A 16,492-nucleotide genomic window follows, 5' to 3' on the forward strand; every position below is an offset into this window, starting at 1 on the left:
CGGCCGGTGGGGGGGGGGCGCGCGGGGGGCCCCCCCCCCCCGGCGCGGGGGGGGGCCCCCCGGCGGGGGGGGGGGCGCGGGGGCCCCCCCCCCCCCCCCCGCCCCACGTCGTCGTATCCGTGGTCCGTCACCCCGGCGGATCGGTCGGACCGACGCGCTTCGGGTTCATCGTCGCGAAGACCGTCGGGAACGCGGTCACGCGCAACCTCGTCCGTCGACGCTTGAAGGCGATCGCGCACGAACTGCTCGCCGGCGTGCCGACCGGGCACGACGTGGTGATCCGCGCACTGCCAGCCGCTGCGCAGGCCGGATGGCCTACCCTGCTCGGAGACGTTTCGCGCTCGTTCGCGCGCGGAGTGGAGAAGGCAGCATGAACCGCAGTCGGCTGACCCGGATCGCTTGGGTCATCGCGTTGCTCCCGCGCAACGCGTGCGTCGTCGTGCTCCGTGCCTACCGCGCGGTCATCTCGCCGCTCTACGGGAACGTCTGCCGTTACCACCCGTCGTGCTCCCGGTACGCGCTCGAGGCCATCCAGCAGTACGGGGTGGTCCGTGGCACGGCCTTGGGTGCGTGGCGGATCGCCCGCTGCAACCCCTGGGCAGCCGGCGGCATCGACGACGTCCCGGAACGACGTCGTTCCTACACCGTGAACCGGTTCGGGTTCGTCACCGGCCCGACCTCCACACCGCAGCCCCAGCAGCCTGCGATCGCCCCGCTGCTGCTCTCCCAGCGAACGCGAAAGGCGTGACCGCCCCCATGGACTTCATCGGAACGATCCTCTGGCCGCTCAAGTGGGTGGTCTCCGCCATCCTCGTCGGCTTCCACTGGATCTTCGAGAACCTCGGCATGGACCCGGGTGCCGGCATCACGTGGGTGCTGTCGATCATCTTCCTGACCTTCGTGGTCCGCGCCGCGCTGATCCCGATCTTCGTCCGACAGATCAAGTCGCAGCGCCGCATGCTCGAGGTCGCGCCGCAGCTCAAGAAGATCCAGGACAAGTACAAGGGCAAGAAGGACCAGTTCTCGCGTGAGGCCATGAGCCGCGAGACCATGGCGCTCTACAAGGAGACCGGGACGAACCCGCTGAGCTCCTGCCTGCCGCTGCTCATCCAGATGCCGATCTTCTTCTCGCTGTACTCGGTGCTGCACGAGGCGCAGATCAACAAGACGGGCATCGGCCTGCTCTCCAGCGACCTCGCTCGCTCCTTCGGCAACGCGTCGCTCTTCGGCGCCCCCCTGCACGAGACCTTCACCAACGCGTCGGGCTGGGAAGTCCGGGTGATCGCGGGCTTCATGATCGTCGTGATGACGGCGTCGCAGTTCATCACGCAGCTCCAGCTCGTCGCGAAGAACATGTCCCCGGAGACCAAGGAGTCTCCGATGTACCGCCAGCAGAAGATGATGCTGTACATCCTCCCGCTGGTCTTCGTCATCTCGGGTCTCTCGTTCCCCCTCGGCGTCATGTTCTACTGGCTCGCCTCGAACATCTGGACGATGGCGCAGCAGTACTTCGTCATCCGCAGCATGCCGACCCCGGGTTCCGAGGCAGCTCTCGCCCGCGAGGCCCGCCTCGCGAAGAAGGCCCAGCGCCGCGGTACCCCGGTGCTCGCGGAGGCCGGTGCAGGCGCGGCCGCGGTCGAGGTCGAGCCCGTGCGGGTCACGACGCAGCGTCAGCAGCCGGTCGGCAAGAACCGGTCGAAGAAGAACGGGAAGAAGTAAGTGACGGACGACACCACCACCGCCGAGGCGCCCGAGACCGACCACGATGAGGTCGAGCGCGACGAGGCCGACATCGCCGGTGACTACATCGAGGAGCTGCTCGACATCTGCGACCTCGACGGAGACATCGAGATCGAAGAGCGCGGCGGCCGGGTGTACCTGTCCGTCACGGATGACGGTGACTCCCTTCGTGTCCTGTCGAAGCCGGAGACCGTGACGGCGCTCCAGGAGTTGACCCGCATCGCGGTGCAGGCGGAGACGGGCGAGTTCAGCCGCCTGATCCTCGACGTCGCTGGCTCACGCGATACCCGTGCGTCGGAGCTGCAGCGCCTCGTCGACACCGCGATCGAGCGGATCGAGGGCGGATCGTCCTCTGCGGCGCTCCCCCCGATGTCGTCCTACGAGCGCAAGCTGGTCCACGACCTCGTCGCGGAGAAGGGCTTCCACTCGGAGTCCGAGGGTGAGGGCCGCGACCGGCACACCGTCGTCACGCGATGACCGAGGCTTCCGCACCGGAGCTCGAAGTCGAACCGGCCGCCGCGGCGGCCCTCTTCGGCGACCGCCTGGAGCTCGCCCGCTCGTTCACGAACGAACTCGCACGGCGGGGTGAGGAGCTGGGGCTGATCGGCCCCCTCGAACTGCCCAGGCTATGGACGCGACACATCCTCAACTCAGCGTTGCTGGCACCCCTCCTGGAGGCCCGTGGCCGAGTCGCCGACGTTGGCTCCGGTGCCGGGTTGCCCGGCCTGGTCCTCGCGATCGCGCGCCCGGACGTACACTTCACGCTCATCGAGCCGATGGAGCGCCGGGTCGACTGGCTGAACGCCGAGGTCGAGCGCCTTCCCCTCGACAACGTGACGGTGGTCTGGGCGCGTGCCGAGGACGTCGCTGACGACATCGTCGTCGACCAGGTGACTGCCCGTGCGGTGTCCGCGCTGTCGAAACTCATCCCCCTCACCGTTCCACTCGTGCGCTCCGGCGGACAGCTCATCCTGATGAAGGGCGCGCGGGTCGACGAAGAGGTCGAGAAGGCTCGCAAGGTCATCCTGCGCAAACGTCTCGGCGACGTCGAGGTCCTCGAGCTCGGGGACGGTGTGGTCGAGGAGACCACGCGCGTGTTCCGGGCTACAGTTGATTGACGCCGGCAGCAGCGCTCCGCGTTCCACGTGAAACACGAACCGGGGAAGAGGGCACTCGTTGAGTTCATCCACCGACTACGACGCTTCGACGCCGCTCGCTCGTGAGATCGCTGACCTGAACCGACGCCGGCGGGCCATCGCGACCCAGCAGTTCCCGCTGCCGGAGAAGACCCGCATCATGACGGTGTCCAACCAGAAGGGTGGGGTCGGGAAGACCACGACGACGGTCAACCTGGCTGCCGCCCTGGCGCACGGTGGTGCTCGCGTTCTGGTGATCGACCTGGATCCGCAGGGCAACGCATCGACCGCCCTCGGAGTCGATCACCAGGCTGAGGTTGCGAGCATCTACGACGTCATCGTCGACGAGGCGCCCATCGCTGACTGCGTCCAGCGCTCCCCGGAGTCGGAGACGCTCTGGTGCGTGCCGGCGACGATCCACCTTGCGGGCGCGGAGATCGAACTCGTGTCGCTCGTCGCGCGTGAACAACGGCTGCGGACAGCACTCGACCAATACTTGGATTCGCTCGACGAGCCGTACCACTACGTCTTCATCGACTGCCCGCCGTCACTCGGCCTCCTGACCATCAATGCCTTCGTCGCTGCCGAGGAAGTGCTGATCCCGATCCAGTGCGAGTACTACGCGCTCGAGGGTCTGAGCCAGCTCCTGCGGAACATCGAGCTCATCGAGCGGCACCTGAACCCGAAGCTGCGCGTCTCGACGATCCTGTTGACGATGTACGACGGCCGGACGAACCTCGCGAACCAGGTGGCTGCGGACGTCCGGGAGCACTTCGGTGACCAGGTGCTGAAGTCGATGATCCCCCGGTCGGTACGTGTCAGCGAAGCCCCGAGCTACGGCCAGAGCGTCGTGGCGTACGACGTCAACTCCACCGGCTCGCTCTCCTACCTGGAGGCGGCTTCCGAGATCGCAGCACGAGGAGCGCAGAACTGATGGCACCGAAGCGAACCGGACTCGGCCGAGGCATCGGCGCCCTCATCCCGACGGCGACCGAGCAGCAGGACCGTCCCGTCGACGTGTTCTTCCCGACCGGGGGATCGCCGGCATCGGCGCCGACGGCAGAAGACCTCGTTGCCGTCCCCGGCGCCCGGCTGGCGAACCTGAATCCACTCGACGTGGTCCCGAACGCGCACCAACCGCGCAAGGAGTTCCGTGAAGAGGAACTGCAGGAGCTCGTGCACTCGATCCGCGAGATCGGTGTCCTGCAGCCGATCGTCGTGCGCCCCATCACTGGTGCCTCCGGCACGGAGCCCCAGTTCGAACTCATCATGGGCGAGCGTCGTCTCCGCGCGACGAAGGAGTTGGGTCTCAGCACGATTCCCGCCATCGTCAAGGAAACCCCCGATGACGCGATGCTGCGCGATGCGCTGCTCGAGAACCTGCATCGCGCGCAGCTGAACCCGCTCGAAGAGGCGTCGGCGTACCAGCAACTCCTCGCCGACTTCGGCATCACGCAGGAGCAGCTCGCGCAGAAGATCGGTCGGTCCCGGCCGCAGATCACGAACACGATCCGTCTGCTGCGCCTCCCCTCCCCCGTGCAGCGGCGAGTCGCAGCAGGTGTCCTGTCCGCGGGCCACGCTCGGGCGATCCTCGCGGCCCCGGACGCAGAGGCGATGGAGTACCTCGCCGAGAAGATCGTCAACGAAGACCTCTCCGTGCGCACCGCTGAAGCGCTGGCGCAGCAGCTTGCCGCCGGAACTCCGGCAAAGCCCAAGCAGCAGACGACGAAGCGCCAAGCGCACTTCGACGACCTCGCAGAACGCTTGGGCGATCGTCTGAACACCCGGGTGAAGATCGCCGTCGGCGCGCGGAAGAGCTCGGTCACGATCGACTTCGCGAACGGCGAAGACCTGAACCGTATCCTCGCCGAGCTCGGTATCCGCGACATCGGCGAGTAGGCGGTCATCGGCGGCGCTGCTGGCTCCTCCTGCGGGAGTGTGCGCCGCACTCCGCCGCACTCCCCCGCGCTGCGCTACACGGGCGGCGGGAGCCTCTTCGGTCAGACATTGATCGTCAGCCGCACGAGGTCGCGCGCTCATGGGGTCAGCAGCGGCCTGTGCGGCTGTCTCCGGGCCGAACGTCCTCGTCTCGGGTGTCCGGCCTACCCCAGCATCCGCAGCGGCGCCAGAGCGCGTTGAGCGGTTCGCGCACGCCCCTTTGGTGGGCGGCGGCGGTGAGTTTCGCAGACGCGTCGACGATCCGTCACGCCCCTGAAGATGTCGCAGGGGCTCCTCATCATCGACCGTTTCACGTGGAACGGCAGGACGCGGCTGTTCCTTAACCTCGGGCGCGAGCTCGAGCGATGTTTCACGTGGAACGCTGCAGGCCTGGAACGCTGAGAACACCGGAGCTCGGTCGCGCAGTGCCTCTCTCACTCGTCGTCGCGCGGGGTAGCGGGCGCGCTCTGACGAGGGTACGCGCCCGAGGCTGAGGAGTTCGTGCGCTTCCTTACACGCAATGTTCCACGTGGAACGACAAAGCAGGGCAGGGCTGTGGCGCCGCGACCCGCGCCGGCTGGTCGCTGTCTCACGTGGAGCGCCGCAGGCGTGCAAGCTTCCAGACTCCGACCGCGGCGAACACCGGCTTGACCGCGGCCATCTCGCCCCAGCGATGGTCCGGACCAGGTACCAGCCGCCGTGCGAGATCCGGACGCTGGCGGCGGAGATAGCGCCGCGCCTTCTCAGCATGGAGACTGTTGGACGCGAACACGATCCATTGTGCGTCGGCGAGAAGTGGCGCGACGTTGCGGACGTTCTCCCACGTGGACCGACTCTCCGTTTCGACGACGAGTCTCCCTGACCAACCGAGGTCGTCGCGGAGGTGACGACGGAGGAGTTCGGCCTCGGCCATGGAGCCGCGGACCGCTCCCCCGCTACAGATGATCGTGGTGCCAGGTCGGCCGCGCGCACTCCGAAGGGCGATCCGCGCGCGCCAACGATTGATCATGTTGATCCGTGAGTGGCCGTTCGCGAAGCCGAGAACCACCACGCAGCCGGCGGCCATGGCGTCCGGTATGGCCGCGAGTCCGTGGCCGCGCCGACTTGCGCAAGCGTGCAGACCGTCTGCGGCGATCACCACCGCCAGAGCGACCCCGGTGCCGACGGTGAGGAGGGATGTTCCACGTGGAACACGCCTCTGCTGCATCGGGGGATCAGTGCGCGTCGTCGCGGATCGCCTGCTCGGCGAGTTCCGCGTAGGTCCAGCCGAGATCGAACCCCGATGCGGAGAGGGCCTGCGGGACGAGCGAGGTCTCCGTGAGGCCCGGCAGGACGTTGGCCTCGAGGAACCACGGCGTCCCGGCCCCGTCGATGATGAGGTCGACACGGGACAGGTGCCGGAGGCCCAGCGCTTCGTGCGCGGCGACGGCGGCCGCGGACACGGAAGCCGCCTGCTCCACCGAGAGGCGCGCGGGGGTGTAGAACGTCGTCTCACCGGCGTTGTACCGCGCCTCGAACCCGTAGGTTCCACTCCTCGGCACGATCTCGACCGCCGAGAGTGCAAGCGGGCCGTCACCGGTGTCGATGATGCCGACGGCGACCTCCACGCCCCGGATGAGCTGCTCGACGACGACGTCGTCACAGTAGGTGTACGCCGTGACCATCGCACGGGGCAGGTCGTTCACGTCGTCCACCAGCGTGACGCCCTGAGCGCTGCCGCCACGGGCCGGCTTCACCGCCAGCGGGACAGGGTGCTCACCGGCGATGGCCTCGAGTACCCCAACCGCACCGAGCTCGCGGAAGACGTCGTGCGACAGCGTGATCGACCGTGGAGTCCGGACGCCGGCGCGCGCGACGAGCGCGGACGCGGTGGGCTTGTCCCATGCCAGGCGGGCCGACGTGGATCGCGAGCCGACGAACGGGATGTCGAGTGCCTCCAGGATGCCCCGCAGGGCCCCGTCTTCTCCGGACGCGCCGTGCAGAGCCGGCCACACGACGTCCGGGCGTGACTCGGCGAGAGCCGGGAGCAGCGAGGCGTCCGCATCCCGGAGGTCGACGTTCCAGCCGTAGCCGGTCAGGGAGTCGGCGACCCGTCGACCGGAGCGGAGGGAGACGTCACGCTCGTGTGAGATCCCTCCGGCGACGACGACGACGTGACGGTGTGCGGGCGCGGCCATGCGGGTGGTCCTCCGTGCTGGGTAGGAACGAAAGTGCTGATCAGGAGATGTTCGGCGGCGGAGCGGACACCGACGACGACGGCCGGACGACGGCGTTCGCCCGCGTGGCGGAACCGAAGGTCTCGAGGAGTTCCAGCTCGTCGTTGACGACCGTCGCGAGACGCTTCACCCCGACCCGGATCTGCTCGGCGGTCGGGTAGCAGAAGGACAGCCGGATGTTCCCGCCGCCGCGACCGTCTGCGTAGAACGCGGTCCCCGGCGTGTAGGCCACGAGTTCCTTCACCGCGCGAGGCAGCATGCCCTTCGAGTCGAGGACGTCCGGCAGGGTGAGCCACACGAAGAACCCACCGTTCGGTCGGGTCCAGGTGAGGTCGGGCAGGAACTCCCCCAGCGCGGAGAGCATGGCGTCGCGGCGCTCGGCGTAGAGCCCACGGAAGGTGTCGATCTGACCCTTCCAGTCGGCCGCATCGAGGTAGGCGTTGACGACGTACTGCCCGAAGGAGTTCGGCGCGAGCACGGCCGATTCGTTGGCGAGGACGAGCTTCTCGCGGATCGCGTGCGGAGCCAGTGCCCAACCGACCCGGAAGCCCGGCGCGAGGGTCTTCGAGAACGAGCCGAGGTACACCACGCCCTCGTCGTCGATCGAGCGGATCGCCTGGGGCGCCGGCTCGTCGAACCACAGGAGCCCGTACGGGTTGTCCTCGAGCACGAGGATGCCGTTCGAGCGGCAGATGTCGAGGACCTCGATCCGGCGCTCACGGCTCATCGTGACGCCAGCGGGGTTGTGGAAGTTCGGGATCGTGTAGAGGAACTTGACCCGCTTGCCCTGCGTCCGGAGGTTCGCGATCGCCTCGCGCAGGGCCTCCGGGACGAGGCCGTGCTCGTCGGTGGTCACGTGCACGGTCTCGGCCTGGTACGAGCGGAAGACGCCGATCGCGCCGACGTAGGACGGTGACTCGGCCAGGACGACGTCGCCCGGATCGATGAAGAGTCGCGTGACGAGGTCAAGGGCGTGCTGCGAGCCCGTGGTCACGACGACGTCGTCCGCCGAGGCACGGATGCCCTCGAGGCTCATCACGTCGACGATGTGCTCGCGCAGGGACCGCAGGCCCTGCCCCCCGCCGTACTGGAGCGCCATGGCGGCGTCCTCGGCCATCACGCGGTCGATCGAGCCCGTCACGAGCTCACGGGGCAGGGCGGAGACGTACGGCATGCCCCCGGCGAGGGAGACCACCTCGGGGCGCGATGCGACGGCGAACAGGGCTCGGACCTCGGAGGCGCTCAGCCCGGCGGTGCGCTGGGCGTAGGAGTCGTACCAGGGGTCGAGGCTGGTGCCGTTCGTCATCGTGTGCTCCGTTCACTGAGGCATTCCCGCCACACTACGACATGTGCTGCGGAAACCCGGGGTCCGATCGGCCTCTGGTGGCCTGCATCGTGAGAGAACGCACCATCGGACGCACAGGTGTCCGGCCAGCGACAGCAGAACGCCCCGCCCCCGGGACCGGGGACGGGGCGTTCGAGCGTGTCGTGCCGACTACGCGAGGAACTCGGCGAGGTCGGCTTCGAGCGCCGGCTTCGGCTTGGCGCCGATGACGGTCTTGACGACCTCGCCGCCCTTGAAGACCTTCATGGCCGGGATCGAGGTGATCTGGTAGTTCATGGCCGACTGCGGGTTGTCGTCGACGTTGAGCTTGACGATCTCGATCTTGTCGGCGTGCTCCGCGGCGATCTGGTCGAGGATCGGCGAGACCGCGCGACACGGACCGCACCACTCGGCCCAGAAGTCGACGAGGATCGTCTTGTCGGACTTCAGGACCTCGTCCGAGAAGGTGGCGTCGGTGACTGCCTTGGCGTTGGACATGTGTGCTCCTTCGTGGATCCCGGTCGCAGCCGAGAAGTCGTTCGGTGGGTACAACGGACGGGCCGCTGTGACATTCCCCGGGTTCAGGCGCGTGCGGCCTCGACGTCGACCGTGACGGGCGGCTCCGGGGTGACGCCCTCGGCCGGCACGGTGAGGTCGTCGTCGAGTTCGGCGAGGTACTTCTCCGCGTCGAGCGCGGCCACCGTACCCGAACCCGCAGCGGTGATCGCCTGCCGGTAGGTCGGGTCGATGACGTCACCGGCCGCGAACACGCCCGGCAGGTTGGTCTTCGACGAGCGGCCCTGGACGGCGATGGTGCCCTCCGGCGCGATGTCGATCTGCCCGTGGATGAGGTGGGTCCGCGGGTCGTTGCCGATCGCGATGAAGAGTCCGTCGAGCTCGAGCGAGGAGGCCTCCCCGGTCACGGTGTCGCGGAGCTGCACGCCCGTCACGGAGGACTCACCGTCGATGCCGATGACCTCCTTGTTCCACGCGAACTCGATCTTCGGGTCGTTGTGGGCACGGTCCTGCATGATCTTCGACGCGCGCAGGGTGTCCTTGCGGTGGATGACCGTGACCTTGTCGGCGAAGCGCGTGAGGAACGTCGCCTCTTCCATGGCGGAGTCACCACCGCCGACGACGGCGATGTTCTTCTGACGGAAGAAGAAGCCGTCACAGGTCGCGCACCACGAGACGCCGTGGCCCGACAGGCGCTCCTCGTCCGGGAGGCCGAGGTGACGGTAGGCGGAACCCGTCGCGTAGATCACCGCGAGGGCCTCGTACGTCTCGCCGGAGCCGACGGTGACCTTCTTGACCTGGCCGGTGAGGTCGACCGACACCGCGTCGTCGTACAGGACCTCGGCGCCGAACTTCTCGGCCTGCTCCTGCATCTTGATCATCAGGTCGGGGCCCTGGATGCCCTCGGGGAAGCCCGGGAAGTTCTCGACCTCGGTGGTCTTGGTGAGTTCGCCACCGGTCTCGACGCTGGACGCGACGATGAGGGGCTTGAGCTCCGCGCGCGCGGCGTAGATGCCGGCGGTGAACCCGGCCGGACCGGAACCGATGATGATGAGCTGGCGCATGCCTCGCTGCCCTTCCGTTGAGTGCTGACCGGGTCAACACATGCTACCGGCGCGACATTCCACGCCACCCGTGCAGCGCGGCCAGCGGCCGACAGGACGCGGACGGCGACCTGGCCGCGAGCGGGCTCAGCGACCGAGTAGGGCCCAGGGACAGCGACCGAGTCGGACCCGGGGTCAGCGACCGAGCCGGGCCCGGACGATGTCGACCGCCCCGCGGATCTCCTGGTTCCGCGCGAGCGCCAGCACACCGAAGTAGACGAGCGCCATCACGACGCCGGTGAGGACGATCGTCAGGACCGCTCCGGTCGCGTCGGACATCGCGAACCCGCTCGCGCTGAACGCTCCGAAGAACCAGACGACCACGAGGCCGACCGCTCCGGCCACGAGCGCGGCGACGATGAACTGCAGGTGCGACCGGGTCACGTTCGCACCCTCCATGCCCTTGAGTCGCCGCGACACGAGCACGAGTGCGAGGACGGTCTGCGCCGAGCCGGCGAGCGTCGTGCACGCCGCGATCGAGAACCCGATGACCGTGTCCGGGAGCAGAGACACCGAGAGGGCCCCGATCACGAAGAGGACCGACTGGACGCACTGCATGAGGAACGGCGTGCGGTGGTCGTGCAGCGCCCAGAACACCCGCTGGATCACGAACAGCATGCTGAAGAGGACGAGTCCGGGCATGTAGGCGAGGAGCACGGCACCGATCGACAGTGCACCGTCGAAGGTGCTCGCGAAGATCCGGCCGAACGGCACCGACACCACCATGAGCGCCACGGAGGCGAACACGGTGAAGAGTCCGACGATCCGCAGGCTGAGGGACAGGTTCCGCCGCACGGCGTCGAGGTCGCCGCGTTCGGCGTCGTGGCTCATCCGCGTGAAGTACGCCGTCGCGATCGACACCGTGATGATCGAGTGCGGCAGCATGAACAGCAGCCAGGCGTTCTGCAGCACCGCGTTGCCCGCGGCCCCGGTCCCGAGCGACGAGACGCGTGACTGGACGAGGCCGGCGAGCTGCGTGACGAGGATCATCGCGAAGAGCCACCCGGCAGCGGTCCCCGTCGCCTTGAGCCCCACGCCCCGCCACCGGAAGTCCGGGCGGTAGGTGAGACCGGCACGACGCCAGAAGAACGGCAGGAAGGCGGCCTGCGCCACGACGCCGAACGACGCGCTGCCCGCGAGCACCGCGATCTTCGCCGGGGTCCAGTCGTCGAGGCCGGCGTTCACCGAGCGGTCCCCGAACAACGCCATGAAGACGATGAGCCCGCCGACGGCGATGACGTTGTTGATGAGGGGCGCCCACGTGAACGGCCCGAAGACCTGCTTGGCGTTGAGGACCTCGCCGAGGAGCGAGTACATCGCGTAGAAGAGGATCTGCGGCAGGCACCAGAACGCGAAGGCCACGGCGAGGTCGGTCTGGGCGGCGGTGAAGCCCTTCGAGCCGTCGCCGCCCTGGATGCTGTACGCCCAGACGAGGAACGGTGCCAGCGCGGTGGCGATGATCGTGATGACCACGAAGACCGTCCCGCCGAGCGTCACGATCTTGTTGACGTACGCGGTACCGCCGTCGGTGTGCTGCTGCATCGACCGGACGATCTGCGGGATGAGCACGGCCGAGAGCAGACCCCCGGCGATGAGCGCGTAGATGTTGTTCGGCAGCTGGTTCGACACGGCGAACGCGTCGGCAGCGACGGAGCCCTGCTGGCCGATCGCGTAGGCCAGGATGATCGTCTTCGCGAACCCGAGGACGCGCGACACCATGGTGCCGGCTGCGAGCATCGCGCTCGCTCGGCCGAGGCTTCGCTCGGCGACGGGTTCGGCGTCGACGACGGGCTGCGGCTGGGTGGTGCTGATGAGGGGCTCCTCGGGTGCGGGCTGCTCGGCGGGTCGATCGGTCGGTCGGCGCGCGGGGTCGTCCGACGCTTCGTCGTGGTGACCGGAACCGGCCTGGAGGCGCGCCCCGGCCCCGCCGTCGAGGCTCGCCTCGTCGAGGTGCTCACGGTCAGTGCGCGATGCCGCAGCCGCGGCTGCCGGCCGGCCCGGGCCGTCCTGCGGATCGCTGCGGGGCCCTGCGACCGCGGCAGACCGCGCGGCCGCTGCTGCGTGGCGGACGGGCACCGGGCCTCCCGGCTGTCCCGCCTGGACCGACGGACCCGACTGGACCGCCTGGACCGACTGACCCGGCTGCTCGGCGAGCGGGCGGTTGGGGTCGTCGTCCTCGTCGTCGGTCTCGCCGCGGCGACGTCGCGCCCGCTTGCGGATGCTCCGGAAGATGCCGAAGCCGAAGATCGCGACGAGCGCGATGCCGGCGACGGCGGTGATGACGGTCTCCCACTGCGCCTGCACGTTCAGCTCGACGGTGGCCGGCTGCGCGATGGTCTGACCGGTCGGGGTCGTCAGCGCGAGGGTGAGCGACACCTTGCCGTTCGCCACCGACTGCACCGGCACCGTGGTGCGCGTCGAGGAGTCGCTCTGGACCTTGACCACGATGTCGTTGCGGACGACACGGAGCGCCGAGTTCGACGGCTGCACGGAGAGCCGGACCGTCACCGGGTACTTCGACTCGTTGCGGATCGAGATCGGCAGGGACGACCGGTCGCCCAGCAGCGTGAGGCTGCTCGAGTCCGTGATCGTCACCGACTCGGTCGTCTTCGTCCAGCCCGCCACGCGGTTCGTGATCGCTGCGTCGAGGGTGTCGCCGTCCGTGCGCCAGGAGTTCGAAGCGAGGGCCAGGAGCTGGAGTCGTGCCGGTGCGGTGACGTCCTCGGGGGTGTCGAGCGCCGTGGCGAAGCCGGAGAGGGCTTCCGAGGCCTGGACCAGCCGCTCCAGGCGGTCGATGCGGGCATCGCCGTCCGACGCCTTGGTCAACGTCAGGGAACCGGGGGTCGCCGACGCGGTCGAGGACAGGTCGGTCGGCGCGGCCCACGGGGTGCTCTCGAGCGCGTCGAGGGCCTGGGACAGCCGGGTGGAGTCCGACGGCCAGTCCCGACCGAGGGTGAGGAGGACCGGGGACGTCGCGGTGCCGGCGCGGGCCGCGCTCGCGAGGGTCGCGGTGAGCTCGGACATCGCGGTGTCCCAGGTGCGCTGGTCGGTCGCGGTCGCCGCCTGGCGGAGGAGCGACGACATCGCCTGGTCGGCCACGAGCACCTTGTCGGAGCCGATGCGCTCGGACGCCGGGATGGTGGTGTCGGCACCCGCGGAGGTGTTCCCGCTCGCGACGATCGTCGTCGTGGTGCCGGCTTCGCGGAGCGCCGGGAGGTCACCCTGGGCGACGGTGCCCTCGACCGGCCACGCGACGTCGTCCATCGAGTAGTCGAAGTCGAGGAGCGACGAGGTCGTGGGGAGGACCTCGGTGCTGTCCGGGTCGGTGCCGTCGGCGGCGCCATCGGCCGCGCCGGTGGCTCCGTCGGTCGGGGAGGCGGTCGCGGTGTCGCCCGGTGCGGCGGTGGAGGGTGCGTCCGTCGGGGCGGTCGCCGACGGGGTCGGGCTCGGCGTGGAGGCGCCGGGGAAGTTCTCGGGACGGATGCCCGCGTCGAGCGAGATCGGCGCGAGGACGCCGTCTGCACCCGCCTGCCGCAGCCCCGTGACGTCGGCGTCGGCCCAGGGCAGCGCGAAGGTCTCGTTGCGGATGTCCTCGAGGTCCTGCAGCCACGCGGTCGCACTCGACGGTGCGTTCTGGCCGAGGATCCGGATCGACGCGATGATGCGCGGGTCGATGCCGACCGCGACGTTGTGCCCCTCGGCGGCGCGGAGCTGCTGGGTGAGCGTCCCGTCGACCGCGGTCGCGGCGGCGAGTTCGTCGGCCCCGACGAACATGCTCGACGAGTGCGGCAGGGTGATCGGCATCGCGACCGAGACCCCGACCGGGGTGACGCCCACCGACGTCTCGGCCGACGCCGGGTCCCACGTGATGGCGGAGCGGGCGATGGCGGTCGTCCCGCCAGCGGTGTAGACGGCCGCGATGCGTCGCGGACCGAACGAGCCGTAGCCCCCGAGTCCGACGTTGCCCGGGACGATCTTCACCGAGCGCAGGGTGACCGAACGGTGCGCCGGGACGGCCGGGACGTCCACAGTGTCCATCGGGGCGCCAGGGTAACCGGTCGTGCTGGTGTCGACGAGCCAGTCGGACAGCTGGTCGCGTGAACTCACCACCCGGGAGATGTCGAGCTCGGCCGTGCCCGCCGGGAGCGCATCGTCGGTGTCGTTCGTCACCGTGACCGAGAGCGTGAGGTCCTCGTCGCGGTGCACGACCCCGCGGTTCGCCGGGGACACCGTGACGCTCGTCGTGCCCTCGGTCGCGGTCGACACCTCGGCGGGAGCCGTCTCGACGGAGGACGCGGTCGTCAGGGCGCTCGCGGACGGGGCGTCGACGGGCGCGACGACGAGGCCGAGCGCCACGAGGGACGACGCGGCCGCGGCGAAGATGGTGCGGAAGAGCTGCATACAGGGGTGCCCGGGGGATCGACCCGGACCGTGCACGAGTGTATGAGGCCCCACCATGAACACCGCCCGTGCGCGCGCAGGGTGTGGAGAACTCGTCGGCTCGATCTGGGAGGATTGGTCCGTCATGCAGTCCGTTGCCCAGGCCGTCGAGCGACTCGACGCACTCGCCGAAACCCTCCCCGTGGCCACCCTCGCGCGGGCGTTCGCCGACGCCGGACACGAGCTGGCCCTCGTCGGCGGCCCGGTGCGCGACGCGTTCCTCGGCCGTCCGGTCACCGACCTCGACTTCACCACCGACGCCACCCCGGACGACGTGCTCCGGATCGTCGAGCCGATCGCGAGCGCCACGTGGGACGTCGGCCGCCAGTTCGGCACCATCGCCGCGCGGGTGCACGACGAACAGGTCGAGATCACGACCTACCGGAGCGACGTCTACGACGGCGAGACCCGGAAGCCCGAGGTCGCGTTCGGCGAGACCATCGAGGACGACCTGCTCCGCCGCGACTTCACCGTCAACGCGATGGCGCTCCGACTCCCCCAGCGCGAGCTCGTCGACGTGCACGGCGGTGTCGAGGACCTGCTCGCCGGGCGCCTCCGTACGCCGCAGCAGGCGACGGTGTCGTTCCGCGACGACCCGCTGCGCATGATGCGGGCGGCCCGGTTCACGTCGCAGCTCGGGTTCACCGTGTCCGACGACGTGCGCGACGCGATGGCCGAGCTGGCCGACTCGATCGAGATCGTCTCCGCCGAGCGGGTGCGCGAGGAACTCGTCAAGCTCCTGAACACCGCCGACCCCGTCCCCGGTCTCCGGCTGCTCGTCGACACCGGGCTCGCCGAACGCTTCCTGCCCGAGCTGCCCGCGATGAAGCTCGAGATCGACGAACACCACCACCACAAGGACGTCTACGAGCACTCGCTCACGGTGCTGACGCAGGCCATCGGGTACGAGGCCGAGCGCCACCCCGGCGCAGCCCCGGACACCGTGCTCCGGCTCGCGGCGCTCCTGCACGACATCGGCAAGCCCGCGACCCGGAAGCTCGAGCCCGGCGGTGCGGTGAGCTTCCACCACCACGACCTCGTCGGGTCGAAGCTCGCGAAGAAGCGGCTCCGTGCCCTGCGGTTCGACAACGACACGATCGGCTCCGTGGCCCGTCTCATCGAGCTGCACCTCCGATTCTTCGGCTACACCGACGGCGCCTGGACGGACTCCGCCGTCCGTCGCTACGTCCGCGACGCCGGTCCGGAGCTCGAGCGGCTCCACGAGCTCACCCGCTCCGACGTGACGACGCGGAACCGCCGGAAGGCCGACCGCCTCGGGTTCGCGTACGACGACCTCGAGGCACGCATCGCGACCCTCGCCGAGCAGGAGGAACTCGATTCGATCCGTCCCGACCTCACCGGCGACGACATCATGCGCATCCTCGACATCGCGCCCGGACGAGCCGTCGGTGAGGCCTACCGCTTCCTGCTCGAGACCCGGATGGACGAGGGCCCGCTCGGGCCCGAGGAAGCCGAGGCGCGCCTGCGTGCCTGGTGGGCGGCGCGCGACGCCGACTGAGCGTCGCGCCCCGCGCGCAGGGTGACCGCCGGGAGGGCCGGGGCGGCTTCCACAGGTGGTGGCGCGCCTCCAGGCGGTCCGGTAGGCTGTTCAGGTTGTCTCCGTGCGTCTGCGCGCTGACACATGCATCAACCCTCCTGCTCCGGGAACCGCCCGGAGCCGCCGAGACCAAAGGAGGTGGGTTCCGCATGCACCAGTACGAACTGATGGCGATCCTCGACCCCGAGATCGACGAGCGCACCGTCGCTCCCAGCCTGGACAAGTTCCTCGCCGTGATCCGCAACGACGGTGGCACCGTCGACAACGTGGACGTCTGGGGCCGTCGTCGTCTCGCCTACGAGATCGCGAAGAAGTCCGAGGGCATCTACGCCGTCGTCGACTTCACGTCCTCCCCCGAGGCCGCCAAGGAGCTCGACCGTCAGCTCGGTCTCTCCGAGGCCGTCCTCCGCACGAAGGTCCTCCGCGCCGAGGAGGCGATCGCTCAGGTCGCCGCCCAGAAGCAGCGCGACGAGGCCCGCGCGGCCCGCAAGGCCGCGAACGCGACCGCGAGCGCCGAGTAA

At 69.4% G+C, this 16,492-nt stretch carries 15 protein-coding genes; 9 read left to right on the forward strand and 6 right to left on the reverse strand.

The genetic code is table 11. The features are described 5' to 3' along the window. Positions 1 to 119: 119 nt before the first annotated feature. The 7 genes from rnpA to ACIPYW_RS05715 are packed head-to-tail and all read left to right on the forward strand — an operon-like array spanning position 120 to position 4,775. Positions 120 to 374 (forward strand): ribonuclease P protein component, encoded by a 255-nt coding sequence (rnpA, locus tag ACIPYW_RS05685; RefSeq protein ID WP_400411590.1) that lies wholly within the window; start codon positions 120 to 122, stop codon positions 372 to 374. Continuing rightward, positions 371 to 748 (forward strand): membrane protein insertion efficiency factor YidD, encoded by a 378-nt coding sequence (gene yidD / locus ACIPYW_RS05690; RefSeq protein WP_400411592.1) that lies wholly within the window; start codon positions 371 to 373, stop codon positions 746 to 748. The genes rnpA and yidD overlap by 4 nt, the downstream gene beginning before the upstream one ends. A gap of 8 nt (positions 749 to 756) precedes the next feature. Next, positions 757 to 1,719, forward strand: a complete 963-nt coding sequence (yidC, locus tag ACIPYW_RS05695) for a membrane protein insertase YidC (protein WP_290134168.1) — start codon at positions 757 to 759, stop codon at positions 1,717 to 1,719. Next, complete coding sequence (locus tag ACIPYW_RS05700) at positions 1,720 to 2,217, forward strand: R3H domain-containing nucleic acid-binding protein (RefSeq protein ID WP_058724812.1); 498 nt, start codon at positions 1,720 to 1,722, stop codon at positions 2,215 to 2,217. Next, positions 2,214 to 2,858: a 16S rRNA (guanine(527)-N(7))-methyltransferase RsmG gene (gene rsmG, locus ACIPYW_RS05705; protein WP_400411595.1), complete on the forward strand. Its 645-nt coding sequence runs from the start codon at positions 2,214 to 2,216 to the stop codon at positions 2,856 to 2,858. Before ACIPYW_RS05700 ends, rsmG begins: the two co-directional genes overlap by 4 nt. A 58-nt stretch (positions 2,859 to 2,916) precedes the next feature. Continuing rightward, positions 2,917 to 3,810, forward strand: coding sequence for a ParA family protein (locus ACIPYW_RS05710; protein ID WP_400411597.1), 894 nt, complete (start codon positions 2,917 to 2,919; stop codon positions 3,808 to 3,810). Then, on the forward strand, positions 3,810 to 4,775 hold the full coding sequence (locus ACIPYW_RS05715) for a ParB/RepB/Spo0J family partition protein (RefSeq protein ID WP_400411600.1): 966 nt from the start codon (positions 3,810 to 3,812) through the stop codon (positions 4,773 to 4,775). Before ACIPYW_RS05710 ends, ACIPYW_RS05715 begins: the two co-directional genes overlap by 1 nt. 628 nt (positions 4,776 to 5,403) lie before the next feature. Here ACIPYW_RS05715 and ACIPYW_RS05720 read toward each other — a convergent pair. The 6 genes from ACIPYW_RS05720 to ACIPYW_RS05745 all read right to left on the reverse strand — a co-directional run bounded on the left by ACIPYW_RS05720 (position 5,404) and on the right by ACIPYW_RS05745 (position 14,374). Further along, positions 5,404 to 6,021 (reverse strand): YdcF family protein, encoded by a 618-nt coding sequence (locus ACIPYW_RS05720; RefSeq protein WP_400411603.1) that lies wholly within the window; start codon positions 6,019 to 6,021, stop codon positions 5,404 to 5,406. 7 nt (positions 6,022 to 6,028) lie between these two features. Continuing rightward, on the reverse strand, positions 6,029 to 6,991 hold the full coding sequence (locus ACIPYW_RS05725) for a D-alanine--D-alanine ligase (RefSeq protein ID WP_400411605.1): 963 nt from the start codon (positions 6,989 to 6,991) through the stop codon (positions 6,029 to 6,031). 40 nt (positions 6,992 to 7,031) lie between these two features. Next, entirely contained in the window at positions 7,032 to 8,336 is a 1,305-nt protein-coding gene (locus ACIPYW_RS05730; RefSeq protein WP_400411608.1) for a PLP-dependent aminotransferase family protein, read from the reverse strand. 189 nt (positions 8,337 to 8,525) lie between these two features. After that, the gene (gene trxA, locus ACIPYW_RS05735) at positions 8,526 to 8,852 is read right to left on the reverse strand and encodes a thioredoxin (RefSeq protein WP_022832611.1); all 327 of its coding nucleotides are present in this window, start codon (positions 8,850 to 8,852) and stop codon (positions 8,526 to 8,528) included. Between the two features lie 83 nt (positions 8,853 to 8,935). Then, positions 8,936 to 9,934 carry a thioredoxin-disulfide reductase gene (trxB, locus tag ACIPYW_RS05740; RefSeq protein WP_400411610.1) on the reverse strand — a complete coding sequence of 333 codons (999 nt, stop codon included), beginning with the start codon at positions 9,932 to 9,934 and terminating at the stop codon, positions 8,936 to 8,938. Positions 9,935 to 10,108: 174 nt separating this feature from the next. Beyond that, on the reverse strand, positions 10,109 to 14,374 hold the full coding sequence (locus ACIPYW_RS05745) for a DUF6049 family protein (protein WP_400411612.1): 4,266 nt from the start codon (positions 14,372 to 14,374) through the stop codon (positions 10,109 to 10,111). A gap of 124 nt (positions 14,375 to 14,498) precedes the next feature. Here ACIPYW_RS05745 and ACIPYW_RS05750 point away from each other — a divergent pair, with 124 nt between their 5' ends. Beyond that, positions 14,499 to 15,932 (forward strand): CCA tRNA nucleotidyltransferase, encoded by a 1,434-nt coding sequence (locus tag ACIPYW_RS05750; RefSeq protein ID WP_400411615.1) that lies wholly within the window; start codon positions 14,499 to 14,501, stop codon positions 15,930 to 15,932. 188 nt (positions 15,933 to 16,120) lie between these two features. Beyond that, positions 16,121 to 16,492 (forward strand): 30S ribosomal protein S6, encoded by a 372-nt coding sequence (gene rpsF, locus ACIPYW_RS05755; RefSeq protein WP_058724526.1) that lies wholly within the window; start codon positions 16,121 to 16,123, stop codon positions 16,490 to 16,492.

Origin of the sequence: Curtobacterium sp. NPDC089689 (assembly GCF_044749145.1) — a bacterium.
Lineage (GTDB): Bacteria > Actinomycetota > Actinomycetes > Actinomycetales > Microbacteriaceae > Curtobacterium.

Excerpts from the sequence above, each read along its gene's own strand:
- yidC (WP_290134168.1), top strand. The coding sequence starts at position 757 with ATGGACTTCATCGGAACGATCCTCTGGCCGCTCAAGTGGGTGGTCTCC.
- ACIPYW_RS05730 (WP_400411608.1), bottom strand. The coding sequence starts at position 8,336 with ATGACGAACGGCACCAGCCTCGACCCCTGGTACGACTCCTACGCCCAG.
- ACIPYW_RS05750 (WP_400411615.1), top strand. The coding sequence starts at position 14,499 with ATGCAGTCCGTTGCCCAGGCCGTCGAGCGACTCGACGCACTCGCCGAA.
- ACIPYW_RS05745 (WP_400411612.1), bottom strand. The coding sequence starts at position 14,374 with ATGCAGCTCTTCCGCACCATCTTCGCCGCGGCCGCGTCGTCCCTCGTG.
- rpsF (WP_058724526.1), top strand. The coding sequence starts at position 16,121 with ATGCACCAGTACGAACTGATGGCGATCCTCGACCCCGAGATCGACGAG.
- trxB (WP_400411610.1), bottom strand. The coding sequence starts at position 9,934 with ATGCGCCAGCTCATCATCATCGGTTCCGGTCCGGCCGGGTTCACCGCC.
- ACIPYW_RS05720 (WP_400411603.1), bottom strand. The coding sequence starts at position 6,021 with ATGCAGCAGAGGCGTGTTCCACGTGGAACATCCCTCCTCACCGTCGGC.
- yidD (WP_400411592.1), top strand. The coding sequence starts at position 371 with ATGAACCGCAGTCGGCTGACCCGGATCGCTTGGGTCATCGCGTTGCTC.
- trxA (WP_022832611.1), bottom strand. The coding sequence starts at position 8,852 with ATGTCCAACGCCAAGGCAGTCACCGACGCCACCTTCTCGGACGAGGTC.
- ACIPYW_RS05725 (WP_400411605.1), bottom strand. The coding sequence starts at position 6,991 with ATGGCCGCGCCCGCACACCGTCACGTCGTCGTCGTCGCCGGAGGGATC.
- ACIPYW_RS05715 (WP_400411600.1), top strand. The coding sequence starts at position 3,810 with ATGGCACCGAAGCGAACCGGACTCGGCCGAGGCATCGGCGCCCTCATC.
- rsmG (WP_400411595.1), top strand. The coding sequence starts at position 2,214 with ATGACCGAGGCTTCCGCACCGGAGCTCGAAGTCGAACCGGCCGCCGCG.